General features: G+C 64.9%; 22 protein-coding genes. 6 read left to right on the top strand and 16 right to left on the bottom strand.

Annotated features, from left to right (window positions below):
* Both K1T73_RS05245 and K1T73_RS05240 read right to left on the bottom strand, forming a co-directional pair.
* Positions 1-1059 carry an AI-2E family transporter gene (locus tag K1T73_RS05245; RefSeq protein ID WP_220602918.1) on the bottom strand — a complete coding sequence of 353 codons (1059 nt, stop codon included), beginning with the start codon at positions 1057-1059 and terminating at the stop codon, positions 1-3.
* A gap of 37 nt (positions 1060-1096) precedes the next feature.
* The gene (locus K1T73_RS05240; protein ID WP_220602917.1) at positions 1097-1828 is read right to left on the bottom strand and encodes a Crp/Fnr family transcriptional regulator; all 732 of its coding nucleotides are present in this window, start codon (positions 1826-1828) and stop codon (positions 1097-1099) included.
* Positions 1829-1932: 104 nt separating this feature from the next.
* On the opposite strand from K1T73_RS05240, the gene K1T73_RS05235 reads away from it, so the two are divergent.
* Positions 1933-2292: a hypothetical protein gene (locus K1T73_RS05235; RefSeq protein ID WP_220602916.1), complete on the top strand. Its 360-nt coding sequence runs from the start codon at positions 1933-1935 to the stop codon at positions 2290-2292.
* Between the two features lie 25 nt (positions 2293-2317).
* On the opposite strand, the gene K1T73_RS05230 is transcribed toward K1T73_RS05235, so the two are convergent.
* Both K1T73_RS05230 and K1T73_RS05225 read right to left on the bottom strand, forming a co-directional pair.
* Positions 2318-2683, bottom strand: a complete 366-nt coding sequence (locus K1T73_RS05230) for a phage holin family protein (RefSeq protein ID WP_220602915.1) — start codon at positions 2681-2683, stop codon at positions 2318-2320.
* A 3-nt stretch (positions 2684-2686) separates the two neighbouring features.
* Positions 2687-3010 carry a YqjD family protein gene (locus K1T73_RS05225; protein ID WP_220602914.1) on the bottom strand — a complete coding sequence of 108 codons (324 nt, stop codon included), beginning with the start codon at positions 3008-3010 and terminating at the stop codon, positions 2687-2689.
* Positions 3011-3252: 242 nt separating this feature from the next.
* Between K1T73_RS05225 and K1T73_RS05220 the strand changes: the two genes are divergently transcribed.
* Entirely contained in the window at positions 3253-3423 is a 171-nt protein-coding gene (locus tag K1T73_RS05220; protein ID WP_220602913.1) for a DUF1328 domain-containing protein, read from the top strand.
* 98 nt (positions 3424-3521) lie between these two features.
* Here the strand turns inward: K1T73_RS05220 and K1T73_RS05215 are convergent, their stop codons facing one another.
* A complete protein-coding gene (locus tag K1T73_RS05215; RefSeq protein WP_220602912.1) occupies positions 3522-4343 on the bottom strand; it encodes a response regulator in 822 nt (273 codons plus the stop codon).
* Positions 4344-4452: 109 nt separating this feature from the next.
* On the opposite strand from K1T73_RS05215, the gene K1T73_RS05210 reads away from it, so the two are divergent.
* From K1T73_RS05210 to K1T73_RS05195, 4 genes are all read left to right on the top strand, one after another.
* Entirely contained in the window at positions 4453-4635 is a 183-nt protein-coding gene (locus tag K1T73_RS05210; protein WP_220602911.1) for a NepR family anti-sigma factor, read from the top strand.
* Positions 4632-5189 carry an RNA polymerase sigma factor gene (locus K1T73_RS05205; RefSeq protein WP_220602910.1) on the top strand — a complete coding sequence of 186 codons (558 nt, stop codon included), beginning with the start codon at positions 4632-4634 and terminating at the stop codon, positions 5187-5189. The genes K1T73_RS05210 and K1T73_RS05205 overlap by 4 nt, the downstream gene beginning before the upstream one ends.
* 35 nt (positions 5190-5224) lie before the next feature.
* Positions 5225-6979, top strand: coding sequence for a sensor histidine kinase (locus K1T73_RS05200; RefSeq protein ID WP_259400453.1), 1755 nt, complete (start codon positions 5225-5227; stop codon positions 6977-6979).
* Positions 6980-7050: 71 nt separating this feature from the next.
* Positions 7051-7188, top strand: coding sequence for an entericidin A/B family lipoprotein (locus K1T73_RS05195; protein ID WP_220602908.1), 138 nt, complete (start codon positions 7051-7053; stop codon positions 7186-7188).
* Positions 7189-7194: 6 nt separating this feature from the next.
* On the opposite strand, the gene K1T73_RS05190 is transcribed toward K1T73_RS05195, so the two are convergent.
* The 11 genes from K1T73_RS05190 to K1T73_RS05140 form a co-directional block, all read right to left on the bottom strand.
* Positions 7195-8556 carry an aspartate aminotransferase family protein gene (locus K1T73_RS05190; RefSeq protein WP_220602907.1) on the bottom strand — a complete coding sequence of 454 codons (1362 nt, stop codon included), beginning with the start codon at positions 8554-8556 and terminating at the stop codon, positions 7195-7197.
* A 53-nt stretch (positions 8557-8609) separates the two neighbouring features.
* Positions 8610-10067: a phosphonoacetaldehyde dehydrogenase gene (gene phnY, locus K1T73_RS05185; RefSeq protein ID WP_259400452.1), complete on the bottom strand. Its 1458-nt coding sequence runs from the start codon at positions 10065-10067 to the stop codon at positions 8610-8612.
* A 145-nt stretch (positions 10068-10212) separates the two neighbouring features.
* Positions 10213-11472 (bottom strand): phosphonoacetate hydrolase, encoded by a 1260-nt coding sequence (phnA, locus tag K1T73_RS05180; RefSeq protein ID WP_220602906.1) that lies wholly within the window; start codon positions 11470-11472, stop codon positions 10213-10215.
* A gap of 16 nt (positions 11473-11488) precedes the next feature.
* A complete protein-coding gene (locus K1T73_RS05175; RefSeq protein WP_220602905.1) occupies positions 11489-12664 on the bottom strand; it encodes a 2-aminoethylphosphonate--pyruvate transaminase in 1176 nt (391 codons plus the stop codon).
* Positions 12665-12798: 134 nt separating this feature from the next.
* Positions 12799-14436, bottom strand: coding sequence for a GMC family oxidoreductase (locus K1T73_RS05170; RefSeq protein ID WP_220602904.1), 1638 nt, complete (start codon positions 14434-14436; stop codon positions 12799-12801).
* Between the two features lie 907 nt (positions 14437-15343).
* The gene (locus K1T73_RS05165) at positions 15344-17029 is read right to left on the bottom strand and encodes an ABC transporter ATP-binding protein (protein WP_220602903.1); all 1686 of its coding nucleotides are present in this window, start codon (positions 17027-17029) and stop codon (positions 15344-15346) included.
* A gap of 1 nt (position 17030) precedes the next feature.
* On the bottom strand, positions 17031-18362 hold the full coding sequence (locus K1T73_RS05160; protein ID WP_220602902.1) for an ABC transporter permease: 1332 nt from the start codon (positions 18360-18362) through the stop codon (positions 17031-17033).
* A gap of 13 nt (positions 18363-18375) precedes the next feature.
* Positions 18376-19332: an ABC transporter permease gene (locus K1T73_RS05155; protein ID WP_220602901.1), complete on the bottom strand. Its 957-nt coding sequence runs from the start codon at positions 19330-19332 to the stop codon at positions 18376-18378.
* A 205-nt stretch (positions 19333-19537) separates the two neighbouring features.
* Positions 19538-21148, bottom strand: coding sequence for an ABC transporter substrate-binding protein (locus tag K1T73_RS05150; protein WP_259400451.1), 1611 nt, complete (start codon positions 21146-21148; stop codon positions 19538-19540).
* Positions 21149-21435: 287 nt separating this feature from the next.
* Positions 21436-23046, bottom strand: a complete 1611-nt coding sequence (locus tag K1T73_RS05145; protein WP_220602900.1) for an ABC transporter substrate-binding protein — start codon at positions 23044-23046, stop codon at positions 21436-21438.
* 181 nt (positions 23047-23227) lie between these two features.
* Positions 23228-24547: a replication-associated recombination protein A gene (locus K1T73_RS05140; RefSeq protein WP_220602899.1), complete on the bottom strand. Its 1320-nt coding sequence runs from the start codon at positions 24545-24547 to the stop codon at positions 23228-23230.
* Position 24548 lies beyond the last annotated feature (1 nt).

Genomic DNA, 24548 nt, shown 5'->3' with positions numbered 1-24548 from the left:
TCAGGTTTCCGTCTCGACCTCGGCAAGATCCTCCTCGGGGTCGAATATGTCGAGCATGACGAGGATGAACACCAGAAGCGGGATCGCGATGATCCCGCCGATCGGCCCCCAGAGCCACAGCCAGAAGACGAGCGAAACGAAGATCAGCAGCGGGTTGACCGAGATGAAGCGCCCGACAAGCGCGGGGGTCAGGAACTGCCCCTCGATCATGTTGAGGCACAGGAAGATCGCGGCCGGCACGACGCTCATGATCCCGTCAAAGACCACGATTCCCGAGACGAGAAGCGCACCGACAAGGATCACCGGCCCGAGATAGAGGATGAAGTTCAGCAGGAACGCCGCAACGCCCCAGATGAGCGCACCCGGCATCCCGATCGCCATCAGCAGCGCGCCCAGCGACACGCCAAGCCCCGCGTTGATCGACGAGATGGTCACGAAGTAATGCGACACCAGCCGCTCGACCGCGGTGAACCGTCCCAGGATGATCTCGGTATCCGCCTCGGTTCCGATATACCTGGACAGCCAGCGATAGATGTTCTTGCGCGTCATGAGAAAGAAGAAGAGCGTGCCCACGAAGATCAGCGCCTGCATGAGGATCACGGGCGCGAGGAAAAGCGCGGTCGACATGTCGGGCATGGGGCTCGCGCCTTCCTCGCCGTTCGCCGCGCTGGTGCCATTGCCTCCCAGCGCCTCCTCGACCTCGCGATTGACCTCGTCGAGGCCGCGGATCAGCCCCCTCAGCTCGTAGATCCACGCTCGGATCTCGAGCCTGATTTGCGGCAGCGCCTCCGCGATCGTCCAGATCATCGGCTCGATCAGGAACATGATGAACCCCAACAGCGCAAGGCCCATCACCAACACGATCACCGCCGCGAACCGCGCGGGTATTCCCATCTTCTCGAAAAAATCCGTGACCGGCGCCAGGAAAATGCCCGTCACCACCGCCAGAACCACCGGCGCGAAGATATCGGCGCTGATCTTCAACGCACCAAGGGTCAGGACCGTGGCGATCAGGAGAAGCGAAACCCTGATTGCCGGGTCTTCGAAATGACGATGCATCCTGTCGGTCCTTCCCTGCGTCCCCGAGCCTGGCCTATCAGATAAGCGGTCTCCTGACCGGAGTCTCGCCCGGATCGAGCCCTGCTATGTCGCAAATGCGGTTGTAATCGTGGATCGTGAGACGCCCCCCGCTCCATGTCACGATCCCCTCGGTCCGCAGCTTCGCCAGCGTCTTGTTGGTGTGAACGAGCGAAAGCCCCAGCGCATCCGCGAGGTCCTGCTGCTTGTAGGGCAGCGGCATCGAACCCTCCTCGATCATGCCGGTGGCCGCCGCGCGGTCATGCAACCGCACGAAGGCGCGCGAAATCCGCTCGATGCCGTTGAGATGCCCCACCATGGCGAGGCTCTCGCCCAGGATATGCTCTTCCACGGCCGCGACCCAGGTCAGGTCATAGGCCCGTTCGGGGTGATCCCGAAACAGCGACCAGAGCGACCGGCGATCGAAGACGCAAAGCGTCATCGGCGTGCTCGCCTCGACCGAATGCTGCATGCTGCGCATCACCCCCGCCTGCAGGCCGATGAAATCTCCGGGAAGGACGAAGTTGATCACCTGCCGGTCCCCGCTCTCGAGGCTCTTGTATCTCAGGCCCATCCCGTCGAGCGCGGTATATAGCTGCGGACTGTTCGACCCCTCGAGCATGAGCGTGGTGCCCGCCTCGACGCGCATCTCGCCCGACTTGAAACTCTCCATGAACTTCACCTCGTCGGGCGACATGGGCACGAAGATCGACAGGTTCCGCAGGGGGCAATTCGCGCATTTGGTACTCATCACTCAACCCTCCCACTATGTCATATTTAAATGCGCCATCTTTCCTTATGTTCCATGATGAAACCTTGATGAGACATGAACACACCTTTGAATCAAGGAATCCAATGGCTGCCCATAGCGACATCCATCGCGTGTTCCTTGTGCTTGAATCGGATCCGCTCATCGCGACCGATCTGGCCGAGGCGCTCACCTCGCGTTTCGACGCGCGCGTGCTGCACGCCTCGACCTCGGCACAATGTTCGGAGCTGCTCGTCGGTGTGGACCATATCGACACCGCGTTTCTGGAACTGCGCCCCAGCGATTACGAGGCACACCCGATCCGGGCGGCGCTCGACCGTCTGGTCGGCCGCACCGTCTTTACCGTCGGTGAGGGAGAGTTGCAGCGCGCGCGCTCGAACGGGTGGCACATGCTCACCCGTCCGTTCACCGACGCGATGATCTTCGACGTCCTGTCCGAGCACTGATGGCAGGCCCGAGCCGCGCGGCTCCTCACCGGCCCCTGCGCGCCTCACGTCCGGCCTGAAGCCCCATCGCGAATCCCTCGGCCATCTGGAAGAACGGGTCCCTCGGCGGCGGCGGGGGTGGCGGCACCTGCGCCTCGTGGAGCGGCTCCGGCGATGCCTCGCTCTGCGAGTTGCGCCCGAAAGCCAGCATCGCACCGCCCAGCACCAGGTAGAGCCCGCCGATCACCAGTGCCGACATGAGGGGTCCATACTCCATCTCGATGATGATCCAGAGCGCGGCCGTCAGGAACCCCAGCCCCACGAGGCACAGCAATCCGCCCACGGTCGCGACGACGGCCGCGCGCGCCGCCCGGCGCGCGCGGTCCTTCGCGTCTTCGATGATGCCGAACATCCGTTACTTCCGGCCCGACATGAAACCGAGCAGGAAACCCACCCCGACGGCCAGGCCGACCGCGGCAGCGGGCTGGTTGCGAACCGCCTGCGCCGCCTGCGCGCCCATCTCCTCGGCGCTCGACTGCGCGTATTTCAGGCCCTCCTGGCCCCGCGCCTGAAGCTCCGACGCGGTCCGGCGCGCATGCGCCAGCGCGGCCTCACCCGAATGCACGCCGGCATTCTTCAGCGTCTCGGTGATCGCACCCAAATCGTTCCTCAGCACCTCGATCTGCGCCGAAAGCTCTTCGAAGTCCTTCCTGGGATCTGCGGTTTTGGCTTGCGCCATGATATTTCTCCATCTTTTCGGTTGCGTATTTCCCTGCCGGTCAACGTGCCGCAACCATGCAGGTTCCCGGCCCGGGCGCCAATAAGTTAAAATATCACCACCCGCGCGCGAATTGTCGCGCATCCGGTCCGCCGGCATCCGCCCGCCCAACCGGCAGGCGCGTCGGGAACTTCGCCGTGCCGGTCGGCGTTGCCCTTCGCAGACGACATCGGAAACGCAACCGACAAACGGGAGACATCAGTATGCTTTATTGGGCAATTCTGTTCCTCATCGTCGCCATCGTCGCGGGTATCTTCGGCTTTGGCGGCATCGCATCGGCCTCGGCCGGGATCGCACAGATTCTTTTCTTCATCTTCCTCGTGCTGTTCATCGTGGCCGTCATCATGCGGGTCGTGCGCGGTCGCGCACCCTGACTTGACAGGCACCGGGAACACCCGACCGACACCAAACATGAAAAGACCCCGGGGCGTCCACCGCTCCGGGGTCTTTCCTGTCGCGCTCACAAGACCGATCACCCGGCCTTGAGCGTCTCCGTCGAGGCGAAGAACATCGCCTGGCTCACCGCCGACTGCACCTGGTCCTCGGTGTAGGGCTTCGTGATCAGGAAGGCGGGTTCGGGCCTCTCGCCGGTCAGAAGACGCTCGGGGAAGGCGGTGATGAACACCACGGGCACCTCGCCCATCTCTTCGAGGATATGCGTCACCGCGTCGATGCCCGACGACTTGTCGGCAAGCTGGATGTCCGCGAGGATCAGTTCCGGCGGCGCCTTCCGCGCAAGCTCCACCGCTTGGTCGCGCGTGCGCGCGATGCCGGTGACGTCATGGCCCATCCCCTCGACGATCCCCGATATGTCCATGGCGATGATCGCCTCGTCCTCGATGATCATGATGCGGCCCTTCATCGCCTGCGCCATCTCGTTGCGGGCGATGCCGATCAGGTCGTTGGCCTCGGATTCGTCGACGCCGACGATCTCGCCCACCTCGGCGGCGGTGAACCCCTCGATGCTGTGCAGCAACAGCGCTTCCCGCGTGTTCTGCGTCAGCGAGGCAAGGCGCCTCTGCGTCTGCGCCTCGGTGGCGGCACCGACATCGGCCTCGTCGATCGGCGCGCCGGACGTGACCCAGATCTGGTGGAAGGCCTTGAAAAGCCCCACGCGGACCCCCGAGGCTCCCTTGACCGCGCTCATGTCCTGCAAGATCGCCTCGAGCGTCGCGGCGGCATAGTGATCCCCGCTTTGCTGGCTGCCGGTAAGCGCCCTTGCATACCGTCTCAGGTAGGGAAGCTCCTGCGCCACCTTGCTCGTCACATCGCCGCCTTGATTGGGTGCATCCATTTCGGACATCCTCGATTTTTTTTCGTTTCGCTGGAACCAAACGCCATCGCTTATGTTAGGTTCCCGCTTGATGGGGAAAATAGCAAACCGTTGAGCGTGGGCAAATGGAATGACGCAAAAGCGCAGGCAGCAAACCGTGTTGAACAAGCAGATAGATGAAAATCTCCGGAGAGTATATTCGGAGATGGCGGAAGAACCTGTTCCGGACAGGTTCACGGATCTGTTGCGCCAGTTGCGCGACAAGGAAGCAGGCGAAAGTTCCGGCGAATCCCTCGCGGAGGACCGGAAGTGACCACCCAACATCGCGACCCGAAGGAAGAGCTCGTAGAGCATCTTCAGGCCCTGCGCGCGTTCGCCATGTCGCTTTCGCGCAACACCGCCGCGGCCGACGACCTGGTGCAGGACACCGTCGTCAAGGCATGGGACAACCTCGACAAGTTCCAGGTGGGCACCAACATGCGCGCATGGCTCTTCACCATCCTGCGCAACACCTATTATTCGCAATACCGCAAGCGCCGGCGCGAGGTCGAAGACCCCGAAGGCATCATGGCCGGCTCGATGTCGGAAAAACCCGCCCATGACGGCCATCTCGCGATGGGCGAGTTCCGCAGGGCTTTCGCACAGCTCAACGACGAGCAACGCGAGGTGCTCATCCTTGTGGGCGCCGAGGGATTTTCCTATGAAGACGCCGCCGAGATGTGCGGCTGCGCCGTGGGCACCATCAAGAGCCGTACCAACCGGGCCCGCAAGCGCCTCGCACAGCTTATGCAACTCGATGACGACGAAGAGCTGGAAATGACGGATTCGGCAACGATGGCAGTGATCTCCAACATCCCGGCGGCATGACCCCCAGGGTTCCGCCCGCCCCGCGGATTCCGCGCATGGGCCTCGCTCTCAAGCTCGTATTGATCCTGTCGGTGGCGATCCTCCCCCTCGGTCTCATCTCGGTCTACCAGACGTCCTCGGTCATGGCCGAACGGCGCGCCGTGTCCGAGGCCGCCCTGCTCGAACGCACGCAGCTTGCCGCGGCGCCGATCCGCGAACTCGTGGGCGCCGCCGTCAGCACCGCCGATACGCTCACCGCGTCGGCCATGGTCTTCGACACGGCGGGCGGCGCCTGCGACGATGTCTTCGCCCAGATCGTCGAGAACGAACCGCGCTTCGCCTTCGCGGGCTTCGTCGACGCCGACCTGCAAGTCGCCTGCTCCTCCACCGGCGAGCGCCGCGACCTGTCGCAGGAGGGCATGATCGCATCCGAACTGGGCTCGGACACACGCACGCTCACCGTGTTGGGCCAGACCTTCTTCGGAAGCTTCTCGAACCTCAGCGTGATGCAGCCGGTCTTCTCCGACGGGCGCCGCATCGGCACGATCTGGATCGCGGTGCCGCTCCAGGTGGCCAGCGACACGCTGCGCGATGCGCGCACCAAGGCCGACCTCGCCATATTCGACGTGAACGGCAAGGTGCTCGCCACCGAGCGCTTCGACGACGACCGCCGCAGCGTCCTGCCCGCCGACGTGCAACCCGAAACGCTCGCCAGCCGCGGACGCACCGCCTTCCGGTCGGAAAACCGCGTCGGAGAGGTCCGCGATTTCGCGGTCGTGCCCATCATCGAGGATCGCGTCTACGCGCTCGGAAGCTGGCCACCCATCGGCAACCGCAGCCTGATCGCCGGGCCCAACGAGGCCCTCGCGCTTGTCTTCCCGTTCCTGATGTGGGGCGTCGCCCTCGTCGTGGCCTATATCGGGATCAACCGGCTCGTGATCCGGCATGTGCGCCGCCTGCGGCACTGGATGTATCTCTACTCGGCGGGGCACGGCGGGCTGGGCAATGCGCGGCTCGACAACGCGCCGCCCGAGATCGAGGTCGTGGCCGACGCCTTCCTCGCCATGACCCGGCGCATCTCGGATCACGAACGGCGTCAGCAGGAGGATATCGACCAGATCTCGACCCTCTTCAAGGAGGTGCACCACCGGGTCAAGAACAACCTCCAGCTCATCTCCAGCATGATGAACATGCAGATCCGCACCACTCACAGCGACGAGGCAAAGAAGCTCCTGCGCCGGGTGCAGGACCGCGTGATGGCGCTGTCCTCGATCCACCGCCATCTCTACATGGCGCGCAAGCTCGCGGTGATCGAGGCCGACGACCTGCTCGAGGAGATCATCCAGAAACTCGTTGTGGTGGGCCATGTGGACGGCAGCGACGGCAAGATCGACTTCGCCACCGCCTTCGACCCGGTCAGCATCGACCCCGACCAGGCGGTGCCCCTCACCCTGCTCGCGACCGAGGCGGCGATGAACGCCGTCAAGTATTGCGGACGCGACGACACCGGCCAGGCCTGGATCAACGTGGCGCTCAAGCGAACCTCCGGGAACCAGATCACGCTCAGCGTGGTCAACTCGCTCTCGCCCGATGGCGAACGCGCGGTGGACGCCTCCGACCTCGCCTCGAGCGGGCTGGGCTCCAAGCTGATCGAATCCTTCGCCTCGCAGCTCGGCGCCACGCTCGAGGTCGATCACCACGAGGACCGGTACGAGCTTCACGTGACCTTCACGCCGATGGAAGTCCCCGACCCCGACCAGGCCGCGTTCGACGAAGACCGCTACTTCAGCCAGTCGCGCGCCGCGCAATAGGTGCCCGGCGCCGGAACCAACGCGGCATGCCTCGCGTTCGGTGGGTGATGAATCCCAACAGGAGATCACCCATGACACGCTACATCCTCACCGCCCTCTCGCTTACCGCGTTCCTCGGGCTCAGCGCCTGCGAAACCGTCGAAGGCGCCGGCCGCGACATCGAGAAAGCGGGCCAGAACATCGAAGACGCCGCCGAAGACGCAAGCTGAGGCGACCTACCGGCGCGGCACGTCCCGCGTGACCGCGCCGATCGCGTCCGCCACCACCGACAGCGCCCGCTCCAGGTCGTCCTCCGCGATGACGAGCGGCGGCGACAGCGTCAGCGTGCTGCCCGCGCTGATCTTGAAGCTCACCCCGCCCTCCAGCGACCCGTAATACACCTGTTCGGCGAGTTCGGGCGCCGGCGCGCGCGTGTCGCGATCCGCGACCATCTCGACCCCGAACATCACGCCCCGCCCGCGAATGTCGCCCACATGCGGGTTGTCCTCCAGCCGCTCGCGCAGGAAATCCTGCGCCCGGCTTCCCAGCCGCGCCGACCGCTCGACCAGCCCCTCGTCCTCGATGATCTCCAGCGTGGTGAGCGCCGCGCGCGCGGTCACGGGGTTCTTCTCGTGGGTGTAGTGCCCGATGGCGTATTCCCCGCACACGTCCAGATCACGCCGCGCCACGACCGCCGCGATGGGCAGGATCCCGCCCCCCAGCGCCTTTCCCAGCGTCACGATGTCCGGCACGATCCCGTCATGCTCGAACGCGAACATCTCGCCGGTCTTGCCCAGCCCGGTCGGGATCTCGTCCATGATGAGAAGCGCGCCATGTCGATGGCAGGCGTCGCGCACCGCGCGCCAGTAGCCCGGCGGTGGCACCACCGGCACCGCGCGCATCGGCTCGGCGATCACCGCCGCCACATCGCCCTCGCGCTCCAGCACGAACTCCACCATCTTCGCGCAGGCCAGCCCGCAGCTTTCCGGCCCCGGATGCCCGTAGGCGCAGTGATAGCAGTTGAACGGCGCCACGTGCTCCGCCCCCGGCAGGAGCGGCCCGGCGATATGGCTGCGAAAGGTGGCCTCGCCCCCCACGCTCGACGCGCCGAAGCCCGCGCCGTGAAACGCATCCCAGAAGCTCAGCGTCTTGAACCGCCCCGTCGCCGCCCGCGCGATGCGAAGCGCGACCTCGTTCGCGTCCGACCCGCCCGTGGTGAAAAGCACCTTGCCCAGGTCCCCCGGCGCGATCTCCCCCAGCTTCTCGGCCAGCGCCACCGCCACCTCGTTGGTGAACCGCCGCGGCGAGAAGGGCAGGTCGTCAAGCTGGTCCCGGATCGCCTGCTTGAGCCGCGGATGCCCATAGCCGATGTGGTGCACCGAATTGCCGTGGAAATCCATGTAGCGGCGCCCGGCATGATCCTCGATCCAGATGCCCTCGGCCTTCGCGATGGTGCTCACGCAGGGGCTCGACAGGCTCTGGTGCAGGAACGCCGCCGCGTCCCGCTCGAGCAGCGCCTCGCCCGGCTCATCCGTCCGCGCCGCCCGCCACTTGGCCCGCGCGGCGCTCGTGTTCGCTTCCCCCTCGGTGTGCCGCACGCGCCCCGCCCCCTTCATCTTGCCCAAAATACTCCCGCCGGAGGCGGAATCTCTCACCCCGGCCAGGGAAGCGAATAGGTCTTCACGTTGGTGAAGAACTTCATCGCCTCGATGACACCTTCCTTCACGCCGTTGCCGCTGTCCTTGATACCGCCGAAGGGCGACATCTCGATGCGGTATCCGGGTTGCTCCCAGATGTTGCAGGTGCCCACGTCCAGCCCGTTGATATAGGCGATCGCCCGGTTGAGGTCATTGGTGCAAACTCCCGAACTCAAACCGAATTCCGTCCCGTTCGAGATGCGCATCACCTCGGCGTCGTCATCGGGCACGCGCACGATGGGGATGATCGGGCCGAAGGTCTCCTCCATCACCAGCTCGCTGTCATGGGGCACGTGATCAACCACGATCGGCGGCAGAAGCGCGCCCTTGCGACCGGGATCGTAAAGCACCTTCGCGCCCTGTTTCTCGGCCATGTAGACCCGCTTCTCGAACAGCTCGGCCGCCTCGGCGTGGATCACGCATCCCAGCTCGGTCTCGGGATCCTGCGGATCGCCGAAGCGGATCGCCTTGGCGTGCTCCAGGACCTTCGGGACGAAGGCATCCGCGACGCTCTCCTGCACGAGGATGCGCTTGATCGCGGTGCACCGCTGCCCCGAATTGCCCGTGGCCCCCGCCACCGCGATGGCCGCCGCGCGTTCGAGATCCGCCTCGCCCAGGTCGTTGCAGACGATCAGCGGATCGTTCCCGCCCAGTTCCAGCGCCTGGCGCTTGTAGACGGCCTTGGCGGCGATCATCTTGCCCACCGGAACGCCGCCGGTGAAGGTGATGACGTCGATATGGTCGTTGGTGATCATCTCGTCACCGATATCGCCGGGCCAGCCCGTGACCACCTGGAACATCTCGGGCGGAAGCCCCGCCTCGTAGAGGATATCCGCAAGCGCGATACAGGTGAGCGGCGTGAGTTCCGTGGGCTTGCAGACCATGCAATTGTTGGTGGCGATCGACGGCGCGATCTTGTGGCTTACCATGTTGAGCGGATGGTTGAAGGGCGTGATCGCGCTGATCGCGCGCACCGGCTCGCGCATCGTGTAGATCTTGCGCGCCTTGCCGTTATGGGTGAGGTCGCAGGAGAATATCTCGCCGTCATCCTTCAACGCCTGCGCGGCTGCGAAGTCATAGACATCCTGCGCACGCTTCGTCTCGTAGATCGCGTGCTGGTGACAGATACCCAGCTCCAGCGTCAGCCACTTGGCCAGCTCGTCGCGCCGCTCCCCGATGAGTTCGCCCGCGCGGCGCAGGATCGTCGCCCGCTCGTATCGCGTGAGCTTCGGCGTGTAACCGGCCGCGATCTCGAAGGCTTTCCGCGCATGGCTTGCATCGCCCGCGGGGACCGTGCCCACCACCTCGTCGGTGTAGGGATAACGCACCTCGATCACGGCCTCGGTATGCACCACCTCGCCCCCGATGCGCATGCCCTCGCGGCGGATCTCGGTGCCGGTCATCTTGTTCATCTCACCTCCCCGGCGGATCGACCCGCCCCTTGCATCCAATCGCCCCGGCCTCGGTCCGGGGATTTCCCCGACCCTGATCCGGGAGCCTGCCCCGGACGTGATCCGGGAGCCTGCCCCGGGCTTGATCCGGGGCCTCGCGATCCGCTCACGCGTCCGCCGCCTCCTTCGCCGCCGCTGTCGTGGCAAAGAAGAACGCGTCGAAATTGCGCAGCTCGGGCGCATCGGGCAGGTCGATCCGGCGGTTCACGATGAACGGCACCTCCTGCTCGGTCAGCCCCCCGTGCGACCTCAGCGGTTCCTTCAAGGCGGCCAGGTCGTGCCGGTCCTCGCTCGTCCCGATGCAGACATTCTCGCCCGAGATCATCACGATATCCCCGATCCGGTCCCCCGGCAGGTCGAATCTCGACATCGCGGTCTCCTTGTCCACAACGAGGATCAACTCCTCGCGCGCCCGCAGCTTCTCGATGATCTCCTCCCGGTCGGCCCCCTCCGGCAGGTAGGCCGTCGCGAAGGATCCCAGCGCACCGTGATGGACCACGTAAGGGTCGGTGATCGGCAGGATCACCCGCGCCTTGCCCGCGCCCAGCCACTCGTCCATCAACTCCTGCACGTAGATCACGTTGGGGCTTCCATCCGCGTGATGCTTGGGCTTCATCCCGTGATCCGCGGTCACGACGATCGCCGCCCCCATCTCGTCAAGCTGCGCGAGGTAGCGGTCGAACATCTCGTAGAACGCCTTCGCCTGCGGCTCTTCCGGCGCGAACTTGTGCTGGATGTAGTCGGTCGTGGTCAGGTACATCACGTCCGGCTTCCACTCGCGCAAAAGCTTGACGCCCGCGGCGAAGACGAATTCCGACAGTTCGGCGGAATAGACTTCCGGCTGCGCCATGCCAAGCCATTCGCTCGCCTTCTCCTGCCCGTGCTCGGCCTGCGTCGTGCTGTCGGCCTTCTCGGCCGAGAAACACTTCGCCCGCCCGTCATCGAAGCGAAGCCCCGCCCCCAGAAGCGCGCGCAGCTTGTCCTTCGCGGTCACCACGGCCACCTTCGCGCCCGCGTCGTAGAACTGCTTGAAGATCGTCGGCGCCCGCAGGAACCGCACGTCGTTCATCATCACCTCCTCGCCCGTCTCGGGGTCGATCAGGTAATTGCCGCAGATCCCGTGAACGCTGGGCGGCCGCCCCGTCGCGATGCTGAGGTTGTTGGGATTGGTGAAGGACGGGATCACCGAATGCGCCATGCGGTCGGTCCCCTCCTCGCGCATCCGTTTCAGGGTCGGCATCAGCCCGTCCGCGATCGCCGCGTCCAGGTAGGCAGGCTCGCAGCCGTCAAGGCAGATGGCGATGGCCGTGACCCTGGGCTCGGGATAGATCCGCTCGTTCGCCTCGACGGGCGCGTCGATAGTCATGCTTTCATTCTCCTTTTCACGCGGCCAGCTTGGCGCGTTCTTCCAATGCGGCTTGCGGCGGCGCGGCGTTTGCGACGCCCATCTCCGACAATGCGTCCCGCGCCGCGCGCACCACGTTGCGCATCACGTGCTCGTCCATCTGCCCGATGCAGCCCACGCGGAAACTGTCCACGACCGTAAGCTTGCCGGGATAGATGATGAACCCCTTCTCCTTCATCAGGTCGTAGAAGCGGGCAAACTCGAACGCCGGATCGGCCGGGCAGAAGAAGGTGACGATGATCGGGCTCAGCCACCGCTCGGCCAAGAGCGTCTCGAAGCCGAGGCCGCGCATCCCCTCGACCATCACGTCGCGATTGCGCGTGTAGCGCGCGCCGCGTCCCGCGACGCCGCCCTCCGCCTCGTGCAGCCGCAGCGCCTCGAGAAAGGCCGCCACCACATGCGTGGGCGGGGTGAAGCGCCATTGCCCGGTCTTTTCCATATGCGCCCATTGCGCATGCACGTCGAGGCTCAGCGAATGGCTCACCCCCTTCGCCGCCTCGAGCGCGTCGGTCCTGGCCAGCGCGAAGCCGAAGCCGGGCACACCCTCGATGCACTTGTTGGCACTGCTCACCATCGCCTCGAACTCGATCTCGGCAGGACAGAGATCGAGCGCCCCGAAGGCCGACATGCTGTCGATGAGAAGCTTGCGGCCCGCCGCCTGCGTGGCCTCCGCGATCTCGGCCACCGGGTTCAGGATGCCCGACGAGGTCTCGCAATGGATGGCCAGAACATGCGTGATGGCCGGATCCTCGGCGAGGATCCGCGCCACCTCGTCACCTCGCGGCGGCAGGTAATCGCCCTTGTCCAGAAGGTGAAATGCGCGGCCCAGGTATTCCATCGTCTGCGCCGCGCGCAACCCGTAGGCGCCGTTCGCCAGCACCAGCACCTTGCCGTCGCGCGGCACGAAAGAGCCCAGCATCGCCTCGACGCAATAGGATCCCGACCCCTGCACCGGCACGCAGTCATAGGCCTCCGACCCCTCGCCCAGCATCGCGACGAGCCGGTCGCGCATCTCGCGGGTCATGGCACGGAAATCGCCGTCCCAACTCCCCCAGTCGCGCAGCATCGCCGCCTTGGTGGAACGGGCCGTGGTCAGCGGCCCCGGCGTCAGAAGATAGGGCTCACCCAGTTCGGGCGCGGCGATCCTGGTCATGGCGGCTCCTTTCCGCAAATCTGATCCCCTGAGTGACCCATTGCCGCTCATAAGTGAAATATCTAATTCTGATAAGATTATCGGCACAACCTATGCTACCCCCGCCGATCATGGGAAAACGCGCAAGGCTCTCCTCACCGTCCGCGCGCATCTTCCAGCACCATCTCGGCCGCCATCTCGCCCACCATGATCGCGGGGGCATTGGTGTTGCCCGAGGGGATCACCGGGAAGATCGACGCATCCGCCACGCGCAGCCCATCGAGCCCGTGCACCCGCAGGCGCGGGTCGACCACGGCGGCATCGGCATCGCGCCCCATCCGGCAGGTGCCGCAGGGATGAAACACGGTCCACGCCGTCCGCCGCGCATAGTCGAGCAGCGCGGCGTCGCCCTCCACGCCCGCGCCCGGCGCGATCTCTTCCTCGATGATCCCCGCCATCGCCGGCTGCGCCGCGATCCGCCGCACCAGTTGCAGCCCGGCCACCATCATCTCGCGATCCTCGGCGGTGGCGAGGTAATCGGGATGGATCGCGGGCGGCGTCATCGGATCCGGTGACGTGATGCCCAGGTGCCCCTCGCTCGTCGGGCGGCAGGGGTTCATCCCCATGAGAAACCCCGGAAACGGATCGGGTGACATGAGCGGACGCTTGCCCGCGGGCGCGCGCGTGTAGCTCACCGGCGAGAAATAGAGCTGCAGATCGGGTCGCCCCGCGCCCGGCCGCAGCCGCACGAACCCGCCCCCCTGGTTCACGCTGAGACCAAGCGGCCCGCCCCGGGTCAGCCCGTAGCGCAGCCCGGCGCGCAGCTTGCCCCACCACGGGCCGAGTTCCTGGTTGAGCGTGGGCGGCGTGCAGCGGAAAAGCAGGTCGGCGCCAAGATGATCCTGGAGATGCCGGCCCACGCGTGGGGCGTCCTGCACCACGTCGAGGCCGAGCGCCTGCAACGCGGCCCCCGCCCCCACGCCCGACAGTTGCAGGATCGCGGGGCTCATCACCGCGCCCGCCGACAGGATAACCTCGCCCCGCGCCCGCGCGATCCGCTCCCGCCCGCCGCGCCTGTAGGCCACGCCGACCGCACGGCGCCCCTCGAAGATCACCCGCGTCACATGCGCATGGGTCTCGAGCCGGAGGTTCGCGCGACGCAGCGCGGGCCGCAGGTAGGCCGCGGCGGTCGAGGCCCGCACCCCCCGCCGCGTCGAGATCTGGTAGATCGACGCCCCCGTCATCTCGGCGCCGTTGTAATCGGGATTGAACGGGATCCCGGCCTCTTGCGCCGCTTTCAGGTAGGTGTGGCACAGCGGATGCATCCGGTCCTCGATCCGCTCGACCGTGAGCTTGCCCCCCTGCCCCCTGATCTGGTCGGGGTCCCCCTGCCAGTCCTCGATACGGCGATAGGTCTTCGCCACCTCGGGCCACCCCCAGCCCGGCGCATCCGCCATCTCGGCCCAGTCGTCGAAATCCTCCGGGTGTCCCCGCGCCCAGACCATCGCGTTGATCGCGCTCGAGCCGCCGATCACCTTGCCACGCGGCCAGTAGCTCCTGCGCCCGCCAAGCCCCTCGACGGGCTCGGTCGTGAACTTCCAGTTGAGCCGCGGATGGTAATAGGCCTTGCCGTAGCCGATGGGCATCCGCACCCAGGGGTGCAGGTCGCGCCCCCCCGCCTCGAGCACCAGGACCCGGTGCCGCCCATCGGCGCTGAGCCGGTCTGCCAGCACCGCGCCGGCCGATCCCGCGCCGATGACGATGAAATCGAACTCGCGGGTGTCCCCGATCATCTCTCGCCCGCCCCCGTCGCAGCTTCGCGGCCCGTCCGCTCTATCCCGCCGCCCCGTCTCGATCAAGCGGCTGGCGCGGGTTGCGCGCGCAGCATTCACAACTTCCCCGAATCACCCTCCACCGACGCGATACCGACGTGGATACCGACACGGATACCGACGTGGGGTTCGGCCCGTTAACTTTTGGCGAATTCCGCTCACGGCGCGGAGATGACCGCGATCGCGGCGTCGTGAGTGGCGTCGGCGCAACTGCCCGAGAGTCTTGGTCGGCCGGATTTTTTCCAATGAAAACAAGGAAAAATGTGACAAAAACGCGACATGCACAAAAGGTTTGACTGCCATGCGAATGGCGCATGCATTTTCTGCCCGATTTTAATTGCGTATTAGGATTTATCGACTATGTGGGGGTCAGAGGCGCCCGACCGCCTCGCTCGACCCGTAGCTCCAGAATGCAGGAGGCACACATGACGCGCGACGAACTGAACCGCGAACTTCGCATGCACAGTGCCACCTGGCCGGCCGTCCTGGTGGTTTATGCCACCATGGTCGGGGCACTGGTCTTCTCGGCAATGGCCATCGTCTGACGATACAAGCCATTGATTTGAAGGGATAAATCCTTTCAGCACAATCCGCCGCGGAGCGATGCCCAGGGCAAGCCCCTGCGCGTCGCTTTTTTATCCACACCCCAAGGGGCACCCGCTTTGAGGGAGATCGCCATGACACGCGATGAACTGAACCGAGAACTGCGTATGCACAGCGCCACGTGGCAAGCTGTCGTGATTGTGTATGGGGCCATCGTGGCCACACTTGTCCTGTCGGCGATGGCCATCACCTGACCGGACAACACGTTGAGTTGAAAAGGAAAAGGGCGCCCGCTGCGGCGCCCTTTTCTCGTTTTTCCCGGGCCTCAATGGACCTTGTCGTCCTCCGGATCGATATCGGCCATGGCCGCGTCGCCCACGTTCTCGATACCGCCCCGCTCCTCGAGCAGGGTGGTGAGCCAGTTGGGGTCCATCTCCGGCACCGAACTCAGCAGCAGGTCGGTATAGGGATGGTGCGGCGGCGTGAACATCTCGTCCTTCGGGCCCTGTTCGATCACCTTCCCGTTCTGCATGACCACCACTTCATCCGCGATCGCCCGCACGGTGGCGAGGTCGTGGGTGATGAACATGTAGGCGAGGTTCAGCTCGTTCTGAAGCCGGTCCAGAAGCCGCAGGATCCCCTCCGCGACAAGCTGGTCGAGCGCCGACGTCACCTCGTCGCAGACGATGAAGGTGGGCTCGGCGGCCAGCGCCCGCGCGATCCCGATGCGCTGCTTCTGCCCCCCCGAAAGCTCGGGCGGATAGCGGTTGTAGTATTGCGACGGATCAAGCTCGATCAGGTCGAGAAGTTCATCCACCCGGTTCTTGAGCGCGGCCCCCTTGAGCCCCGAGTAGAACGCCGCCGGCCTGCCGATGATCTCGCTGATTTTCACCTTCGGATTCAACGCGGTATCGGCCATCTGGTAGATCATCTGGCACTGCCTGAGCTGTTCGCGCGTGCGCTGCTTGTAGCTTGGCGGGAAGGGCTCCCCCTTGCAGAGAACCTGCCCGTTCGACGGTGGCAGGAGGCCCGTGATGACGCGCGCCGTCGTCGATTTGCCCGAGCCGGATTCACCCACCACGGCCACGGTCATGCCCTCGTGGATGTCGAAGGAGACATCGTCGAGAACCTTCTCGCCGCCGGTATAGGACGCATCGACATTCTGCACCGAGATGAGCGGCGTCGCCCCCTCCTTGCGGTGGCGCTGCGGGCTCTTGAAGCTGCGCACGGCCCAGAGCGACTTGGTGTAGTCCTCCTTTGGGTTGCTCAGCATCTGCTCGGTCGGCGCCTGCTCGACCTCTTCACCTTTCAGCAAGACCTTGATGGTATCAGCCATCTGCGCCACGACGGCCAGGTCGTGCGTGATGTAAAGCGCGGCGGTGTTGAACTCGTCGACGATGTCGCGGATCGCGGCCAGGACCTCGATCTGCGTCGTCACGTCGAGCGCGGTGGTCGGCTCGTCGAAGATGATCAGGTCGGGTCGACAGGACATCGCCATCGCCGTCATCGCGCGCTGCAACTGCCCGCCCGACACCTGGTGCGGATAGCGGAAGCCGATCTCCTCGGGATTGGGCAGGCGCAGCTTGCGGTAAAGCTCGATCGCGTCCTCCTGCGCCTCCAACCGCTTCTTGATGCGGTATTGCAGGGGCGCCTCCGTGTGCTGGTCGATGATCTTGTGCGCGGGGTTGAACGACGCGGCCGCCGATTGCGCCACGTAGGCGATGCGCGATCCGCGCAGCCCCCGCTTGTCGGCCTCCGACGCGTTGGTCAGCTCCATGCCGTCGAACTCGATCTTCGAGCCCTCGACGATCCGCGTGCCGTCACGGGCATAACCCATGGCCGCCGCGCCGATGGTCGACTTGCCCGCGCCGGATTCGCCGATCAGGCCCATCACCTCGCCCCGGTGGAGCGTGAGGTCGACACCCTTGATGATGTCGACCCAGGTCTCGTCCGAATACCCTTGGATGCGCAGGTCTTCGATCTTCAGAAGAACGCTCTTGTCCTTGCTCATATCAATTCTCCTTCAGGCCGGAGGACCGGAAAAGCATCCAGTCGACGACGAAGTTCACCGCCACCGTCAACAGCGCGATCGCGGCTGCCGGGATAAGCGGCGTGATTTCCCCGAAGGAGATCAGCGTGGCATTCTCCTTCACCATCGACCCCCAATCCGCGGTCGGCGGCTGGATGCCGAGGCCGAGGAACGACAGGCCCGAGATCAGCAGGAAGACGAAGCAGAACTCCAGGCCGAACTCCGCCACCAGCGGCGCGGTCGAGTTGGGCAGGATCTCGCGCCGGATGAGGTACCAGCGGCGCTCGCCCCGCAGGCGCGCGGCCTCGATGTAATCCATCACGACCACGTTGCCCGCCACCGCCCTGGTCAATCGGTAGACCCTCGGCGAGTAGATCACCGACACCACGAGGATGAGGATGATCTCGGACGAGTTGAAGACGGTCGCAAGCCCCAGCGCGAAGACCAGGATGACGCCCCCCGAGATCAGGCTCGTGATGATCCAGCCCAGGAACGTCTCGGCCACCGTGGCCAGCACCAGCAGTCCCACGAGGAAGCCGAAGAAGCACATCAGCGCGACGCCGAGGAAGTAATCCGCCTGCCCCACGTTGCCGCTGAACATCCGAAGCCAGGCCGGGTTCGTGGCGAGCGAGCCGAAGATCGACACCATCAGAAGACCGAAGATGAGCGACGGGATCGACATGATCACATCCGCCGTCCGGCCCATCGCCTGGTCGAACCATCCGCCCCTGACCGCCGCAAGAAGCCCCGCGAGCGCGCCCAGGATGAAGGCCAGCGTCGTCCCCACGAGCGCGAGCGAGACGGTGTTCCGCGCGCCGTAGATGACACGGCTGAACATGTCCCGCCCAAGCTGGTCGGCGCCCAGAAGCATGTTTTCATCCGCCGGCGCGAAGGCCGAGGAAATCACTTCCGCCTCGCCATAGGGCGCGATCGCCGGGGCGAAGATCGCCGCCACCGCGTAGATGAAGATGATGAACATCCCGAACCCCGCGGTCAGCGGCGCGGTCCGCAACTCCTTGGCCAGTTCGTTGCTGAACACGCCCACCACGTTGATGAGAAACTCGCGGAAGCCGTAGGAGAGCATTGCCGCGAAGGCCAGAAGCACCGCCGCGACCGCGATGGTCCGAAGACCTCCCACGCCGCCCACGATGCCCAGCACGATGGAAACCAGCGTGAGCCCGAAGAGCAGCATGAAGGGGCCGCGCCTGTTGTAGAATGCCGCGAGGCATGATCCGCCGAGGATCACCGCGAAGTAGAAGATGACGAATGCCGTTTCCGAGATACCGAAAATCGTCGCCTGTTCCGTTCCGTCCATGTCTCAGCCCTCCTTATTTCGGGTGCCGCAGGCGCGGGTTCGTGAGAATAGAGCCCACGTCAGCCGCGAGGTTGAGCAGGATGAAGGTCGCCGCGAAGATGAGGCATACGGCCTGCACGATCGGGAAGTCGCGTTTGCTCACCGCATCGACAAGCGCCTGACCGATACCGGGGTAGACGAAGACCACCTCGACGAGGACCACGCCGGTGATGAGATAGGCGAGGTTGAGCGCGATCACGTTGATGATGGGCGCCCAGGCGTTCGGCAGCGCGTGCCGCACGATCACCTTCCAGGGCGGCACGCCCTTGAGCTTCGCCATCTCGATATAGGGCGAGGCGAGGAGGTTGATGATCGCCGCCCGCGTCATCCGCATCATGTGCGCCACGACCACGAGAACGAGCGTCAGCGCCGGAAGGAAGGTTCGCTCCAGAAGCTCGAAGAACCCCATCCCCTCGCGCACGCTCGAGATCGCGGGGAACATGCCCCACTGGACGGCGAAGTAGAGGATCAGGATATAGCCGAGGAAGAACTCCGGCGACGAGATGAAGCTCAGCGTCACCACGTTCGCCACCCGGTCGAAGATCGTGTTGCGCAGAAGCGCCACGATGATGCCGAGGATGATGGCCACCGGCACCGCGATCACCGCCGCATAGGCAGCCAGGAAAAGCGTTTTCGTGAAACGGTCGCCGATGATGGCGGCCACGGAGTTTCCGGTCACGACCGAGGTTCCGAAATCGAAGGTCAGAGCGCCGACAAGCCACTCGAAGTACCGCACGATCGCGGGTTGATCGAGGCCCATCTCCTTGCGCAGCGCCGCGAGGTTCTCGGGCGTCGCGCCCTGCCCCAGAACGGCTTGTGCGATGTCACCCGGCAGTGCTTCGACCATGAAAAAGATGATGACCGAAATCACGAACAAGATGAAAAGACCAAGACCGAGTCGTTTTGCAACGAGGCTCAGTATGTCTCCCATGTGTCCCTCCTGTTATCGTTTTTGTTTGTCCCAACTTAGGGATATGCCACGAGGCGTCAACGAATTGTCCCGCCGCGCCCTGCACGGCGCCTGATTTCTTCGTGTCGAACGGGAGTGGGTCGAGCGCGCCCGCCGCGTCGGGAAGCGGGCGCAGGCGCTCGATAAGGTGCACCCGGCGCCGCGTGACGCCGGGTGTCGTTCGGGATCAGCTTTCGAACCACCAGCGGCTCGCATAGCGGTAGCCATCCATCTGCCACGAGGGGGCCAGGGCGCCGGTATGCTTCACGTTCGACCGACGGCCGTAGATGAAGTTCGGGAAATACGGGATGACCGTGCCCCCGTCGTTGCGCGCCAGAAGCGCCATGTCGTGATAGATCTGCTTGCGCTTCTCCTGGTCGAGCTCCGCCTTGCCCTGCTGGAGCAGCTTGTTGAACTCGTCATTGACCCAATGCGACTCGTTCCAGTCCGCGCCCTCCTTGTAGGCGAGGCTGTACATCACGTCGGGCGTCGGGCGTGCGCCCCACGTCACCATGCACCACGGCTTCTCGAGCCAGACATCCGACCAGTAGCCGTCATTGGGCTCGCGCACGACGTTGATCGTGATGCCCGCTTCCTTGGCGTGCTCGGCATAGAGCACGGCCGCGTCCACGGCGCCGGTGGTGATCGAGTCGGCGGTCGAGAAATTGACCGTGAGCCCTTCCATGCCCGCCTTCTTGAGCAGGGATTTCGCCTGCTCGGGGTCGTATTCGCGCTGCTCGATCCCTTCCGGGAAATAGGGCATCGCCGGCGAGTGGTGGAAGTCGTTGCCGACCGTCGCCGCGCCGAAGGTGATCTTCTCGATCAGTTCCTCGCGGTTGATCGCGAGCTTCAGCGCGTTGCGCACGTCCACGTTGTCGAAGGGCGCGACATCGCAATGCATCGGCATGGTGATGGCCTGGGCCGAGGCCACGTTGTCGATCTCGACCTGCGGATTGCGCGACAGAAGCGCCAGCGTCTTGTTGTCGAGAAGGCTGGCCGTATCGACGTCGCCGGTGACAAGCGCGGTCTGGCGTGCGTTCGGGTCGTTGATGACAAGGACTTGCACCTCGTCGAACCACGCGCCCTCGCCGTGCCAGTCCTCGTGCCGGACGAAGCGTCCGCCGACCCCGAATTCGAGCTCGACCATCTTGTAAGGGCCGCAACCGATGCCGGACTGCCAGTTGATCGAGCCATCCTCGTTCGCCGGCAGGATGGCGAGGTGGTAGTCGGTCATGAGCCACGGCAGATCGGCATTCCCGCCCGAAAGCGTGATCGTGACCGAGTTGTCGCCATTGTCCTTGATCTCCTCCACATCCGTCAAGAGCGACTTCGCCGCCGAGGTCGTGTTGTCGCCCCGGTGATGGTTCAGCGACGCGACCACATCCGCACCCGTCACCTTGTTGCCATCGTGGAACGTGGCGTTCTCGTTGATCACGAAGGTCCACTCGGCCGCGTCCGGCGTGGCCGACCATTCCTTCGCCACGTCGGGGCCAAGCGACCCGTCGGGATTGATCATGGTGAGATAGGCGCGCACCGTGTGGCCATAGCCGATCTCGAAGTTCGACTGGTATTGACCGGGATCGTGCTGATCCGAGGTGTTCCCGTCATGCTGGGCCACGCGCAGCGTCCCGCCCTTCTGCGGCGCGGCCTTGGCCGAACTGGTCCACAGCCCGGTCGCGGCCGACGCGGTCAGGCCCGCGGCCATCGAATAATGCATGAAGGACCGTCGCGAGATCCGGCCCATACGGGCTTCGGCCGCCAGACGGTCCATCATGTAGTCCTTTTCCGAATTACTCATCTCATCTCCCTGAGTTCTTGTTTTTTTGTGTAGTGCGTCGTCCGTTTCACCCTGAGAGGTGGAATGGAGGGTCCAGAGTTTCGTCTAAACGGGGTTTCTGGCGGCCTGAAAACGACATGCGGCAAGCAAAACACGAAGTTCCGCGTGTTTCCAGCCTTTTGTGCGGCGGATGGAGCGAATGTGAAGCCGGTCAGTCTGCCTGAATCGTCTCGTCAGGCCCCCGTCACGACCGCGAAGGGCCCGGCGCACGACCGCGCCGGACCCCTCGTTGCGTCGCGGACTCTGCCTTAGCTCGCGAACCACCAACGGCTCGGCGCGCGGGCGCCGTCAAGCTCCCAGCTTGCCGCGAGATTATCGCCCCGCATCACGTTGTCGCGGCGCGCATAGACGAAGTTGTTGAAGAACGGCAGGAGCAGCCCGCCGTCGTCGCGCAGGATCTGCGCCATCTCGGTATACATCTCCTTGCGCAGCTCGTTGTCGAGCTCGCTCTTCGCCTGAAGCAGAAGTTCGTTGAACCTCTCGTTCTGCCACTTCGTCTCGTTCCACGCCGCGTCGGCCTTGTAGGCCAGCGTGTACATGACGTCCGGCGTGGGCCGCGCGCCCCAGGAAACGAGGCAGAAGGGTTTCTTGAGCCAGACATCCGAGTAGTAGCCGTCGCTCGGCTCGCGGACGACCTCGACGTTGATGCCGGCCTTCTTGGCCTGCGCGGCATAGAGAACGGCCATGTCCACCGCCCCCGAGAACACCGAATCCGCCGTGCTGATGGACACGTTGAGCCCCTCGGCACCCGCCTCCTTCAGAAGCGACCTGGCCTTGTCGGGATCGTATTCGCGCTGCTCGATCCCTTCGGGCCAATACGGCATCGCGGGAGAGTGGTGGAAATCGTTGCCCTTGGTCGCCTCACCGAAGGCGATCTTCTCGATCACCTCGTCGCGGTCCATCGCGAGCTTGAGCGCGTTGCGCACCTTGACGTCGTCGAACGGCGCCGTGTCGCAATGCATCGGCATGGTGATCGCCGCGGCCGAGGGCACACTCTCGATCACGATGCTCGGGTCACGCTCCAGAAGCGATTTCGTCTTGAGATCGACAAGCGACACGGCGTCCACGTCGCCCGTGACGAGGGCAGACTGTCGCGCGTTCGAGTCGTTCAGGACGAGCATGACCAGATCGTCGAAATACGCCCCGTCAAGGTGCCACCCGTCATGCCGGCTCAATTGCCACTGCACGCCGAACTCGCCGCCGTCGATCTTGTAGGGGCCGGAGCCATCGCCGGATTTCCACTCGATACCGCCCTCGCCATCGGCCGGACAGATCGCGAAGTGATAATCCGTCATGAGCCAGGGAAGATCGGCATTCCCGCTGTCCAGCGTCACGATGACCGTGTGATCGCCATCCGTCGTGATGTCGCTCACCGAGGCCAGAAGCGCCTTGGCGGCCGAGCTGCTGTCCTCGCCCCGGTGATGGTTCAGCGATGCCTTCACATCCTCCGAGGTGACGGGCTTGCCGCTGTGGAAGGACGCATTCTCGTTGAGCTTGAAGGTCCACTCGGACGCGTCGTCATTCGCGCTCCATTCCGTCGCGAGGTCCGGGCCGAGCGAGCCGTCGGGATTGATCATCGTCAGGTAGCTTCGATACTGGTGCGCGAGATAGATCATCTGGCGCGTCACGTAGGTGCCCGGATCATGCGTGTCCGAAGTGTTCCCGTCATGGATGCCGAAACGGAACGTCCCGCCCTTCTGCGGCGCGGCATTCGCCTTGGTGGTCCAGAGACCTGTCGCGGCGGAAGCCGACATGCCGGTCGCCATGGCGTAGTGCATGAAGGACCGGCGCGAGATGCTGCCCGCTCGGGCGGCGTGCGCCAGCTTGTCGATAAGGATCTTGTCCGATGGATTCGTCATGATGCCTCCTGTCGTAAGGTGCTGAAGAAAAATCTGATTTTCGAGGCGGACATGCATGCGGTGTCCGCGTGCTCACGCATGAGCTTGGGAAACGACCTAGCGCGATCCCCTTGTGCGCCAAGTGAAACATGAAATCCGGCCGAGCGCCACCCGGCCCTGCGCCGTTTCTTCCGGCACCCTTTCAGTCGCCGCGCCGGCTCCGCTGCTTGACGAACCAGTCGAGGCGCCGCTTCAATTCGCGCTCGAAACCGCGCTCGACCGGCTCGTAAGCGACAAGCCGTTTCATGCCTTCGGGGAAATAGTTCTGCCCTGAAAAGCCGTCCTCGGCATCGTGGTCGTAGGCATAGCCCGCGCCGTAGCCCTCGTCCTTCATGAGCTTCGTCGGCGCGTTGCGGATATGCTTGGGCGGCGGCAGGCTTCCGGTCCTGTCGGCCTCGCGCATGGCGGCCTTGTAGGCCACGTAGGCCGCGTTCGATTTCGGCGCCAGCGCGATGTAGATCACCGCCTGCGCCAGCGCCAGCTCTCCCTCGGGGCTGCCCAGCCGCTCGTAGGTCTGCCACGCCTGCAGGCAGTGCGCCTGCGCCTGGGGATCGGCCAGGCCGATATCCTCGACCGCCATCCGGGTGATCCGCCGCGCGAGATAGCGGGGGTCCTCGCCCCCCTTCAGCATCCGCGCCAGCCAGTAGAGCGCGGCGTCGGGATCGGAGCCGCGCACCGACTTGTGCAGCGCGGATATGAGGTTGAAATGTTCGTCGCCGGCCTTGTCGTAGACCGCCGCACGCCTCATCAGCCGCTTGGCCAGGGCGGCGGGATCGACCTTGCCCTCGACCTCCCAGCGCGAGATCTGTTCGACCAGATTCAGAAGCGCGCGCCCATCCCCGTCCGCCATCTCCAGAAGCGTCTCACGCGCCTCCCCGGTCAGCGGCAGTGTCTTGCCGAGGGCCTTCTCGGCCCGCTGCACGAGGCGTTCGAGATCTGCGGGCGAAAGACGCTCCAGCACCAGCACCTGCGACCGGCTCAGAAGCGCGGCGTTCAGCTCGAAGCTCGGGTTCTCGGTCGTCGCCCCGACAAGAAGGATCGTCCCGTCCTCCATATGGGGCAGGAATCCGTCCTGCTGCGCCTTGTTGAAGCGATGGATCTCGTCGACGAACAGAAGCGTGCCGCGCCCCGTGCGGCGGCGCAGCTTGGCCTCCTCGAAGACCTTGCGAAGTTCGGGCACGCCGGTGAAGATCGCGCTGATCTGAACGAAATGCAGGTCGGTTTCGTCCGCCAGAAGCCGCGCGATGGTGGTCTTGCCCACCCCCGGCGGCCCCCAGAAGATGAGCGAGCCAAGGCTTTTCTGCGCCAGCATGACACCCAGCGGCGCATCCGGCCCGAGGACGTGCTCCTGCCCGATCACCTCGCCAAGGCTCCGGGGTCTGAGAAGATCGGCAAGGGGGCGCGGTGCTCCGTCCTCGCCGTCGCCTCCCTCTTCGCCGGCTATGTCGAACAGGTCCGCCATC

Origin of the sequence: Roseovarius sp. SCSIO 43702 (assembly GCF_019599045.1) — a bacterium.
GTDB lineage: Bacteria > Pseudomonadota > Alphaproteobacteria > Rhodobacterales > Rhodobacteraceae > Roseovarius.
The sequence above is the reverse complement of the archived record's forward strand: the minus strand, read 5'-3'. Positions and strand labels throughout refer to the sequence as shown.

Coding starts and splice junctions, on each gene's coding strand:
- K1T73_RS05195 (WP_220602908.1), top strand. CDS start 7,051: ATGACACGCTACATCCTCACCGCCCTCTCGCTTACCGCGTTCCTCGGG.
- K1T73_RS05240 (WP_220602917.1), bottom strand. CDS start 1,828: ATGAGTACCAAATGCGCGAATTGCCCCCTGCGGAACCTGTCGATCTTC.
- K1T73_RS05235 (WP_220602916.1), top strand. CDS start 1,933: ATGGCTGCCCATAGCGACATCCATCGCGTGTTCCTTGTGCTTGAATCG.
- K1T73_RS05210 (WP_220602911.1), top strand. CDS start 4,453: ATGACGCAAAAGCGCAGGCAGCAAACCGTGTTGAACAAGCAGATAGAT.
- K1T73_RS05170 (WP_220602904.1), bottom strand. CDS start 14,436: ATGATCGGGGACACCCGCGAGTTCGATTTCATCGTCATCGGCGCGGGA.
- K1T73_RS05165 (WP_220602903.1), bottom strand. CDS start 17,029: ATGAGCAAGGACAAGAGCGTTCTTCTGAAGATCGAAGACCTGCGCATC.
- K1T73_RS05160 (WP_220602902.1), bottom strand. CDS start 18,362: ATGGACGGAACGGAACAGGCGACGATTTTCGGTATCTCGGAAACGGCA.
- K1T73_RS05200 (WP_259400453.1), top strand. CDS start 5,225: ATGGGCCTCGCTCTCAAGCTCGTATTGATCCTGTCGGTGGCGATCCTC.
- phnA (WP_220602906.1), bottom strand. CDS start 11,472: ATGACTATCGACGCGCCCGTCGAGGCGAACGAGCGGATCTATCCCGAG.
- K1T73_RS05150 (WP_259400451.1), bottom strand. CDS start 21,148: ATGAGTAATTCGGAAAAGGACTACATGATGGACCGTCTGGCGGCCGAA.
- K1T73_RS05175 (WP_220602905.1), bottom strand. CDS start 12,664: ATGACCAGGATCGCCGCGCCCGAACTGGGTGAGCCCTATCTTCTGACG.
- K1T73_RS05155 (WP_220602901.1), bottom strand. CDS start 19,332: ATGGGAGACATACTGAGCCTCGTTGCAAAACGACTCGGTCTTGGTCTT.
- K1T73_RS05220 (WP_220602913.1), top strand. CDS start 3,253: ATGCTTTATTGGGCAATTCTGTTCCTCATCGTCGCCATCGTCGCGGGT.
- K1T73_RS05140 (WP_220602899.1), bottom strand. CDS start 24,547: ATGGCGGACCTGTTCGACATAGCCGGCGAAGAGGGAGGCGACGGCGAG.
- K1T73_RS05225 (WP_220602914.1), bottom strand. CDS start 3,010: ATGGCGCAAGCCAAAACCGCAGATCCCAGGAAGGACTTCGAAGAGCTT.
- K1T73_RS05215 (WP_220602912.1), bottom strand. CDS start 4,343: ATGGATGCACCCAATCAAGGCGGCGATGTGACGAGCAAGGTGGCGCAG.
- phnY (WP_259400452.1), bottom strand. CDS start 10,067: ATGAACAAGATGACCGGCACCGAGATCCGCCGCGAGGGCATGCGCATC.
- K1T73_RS05245 (WP_220602918.1), bottom strand. CDS start 1,059: ATGCATCGTCATTTCGAAGACCCGGCAATCAGGGTTTCGCTTCTCCTG.
- K1T73_RS05230 (WP_220602915.1), bottom strand. CDS start 2,683: ATGTTCGGCATCATCGAAGACGCGAAGGACCGCGCGCGCCGGGCGGCG.
- K1T73_RS05145 (WP_220602900.1), bottom strand. CDS start 23,046: ATGACGAATCCATCGGACAAGATCCTTATCGACAAGCTGGCGCACGCC.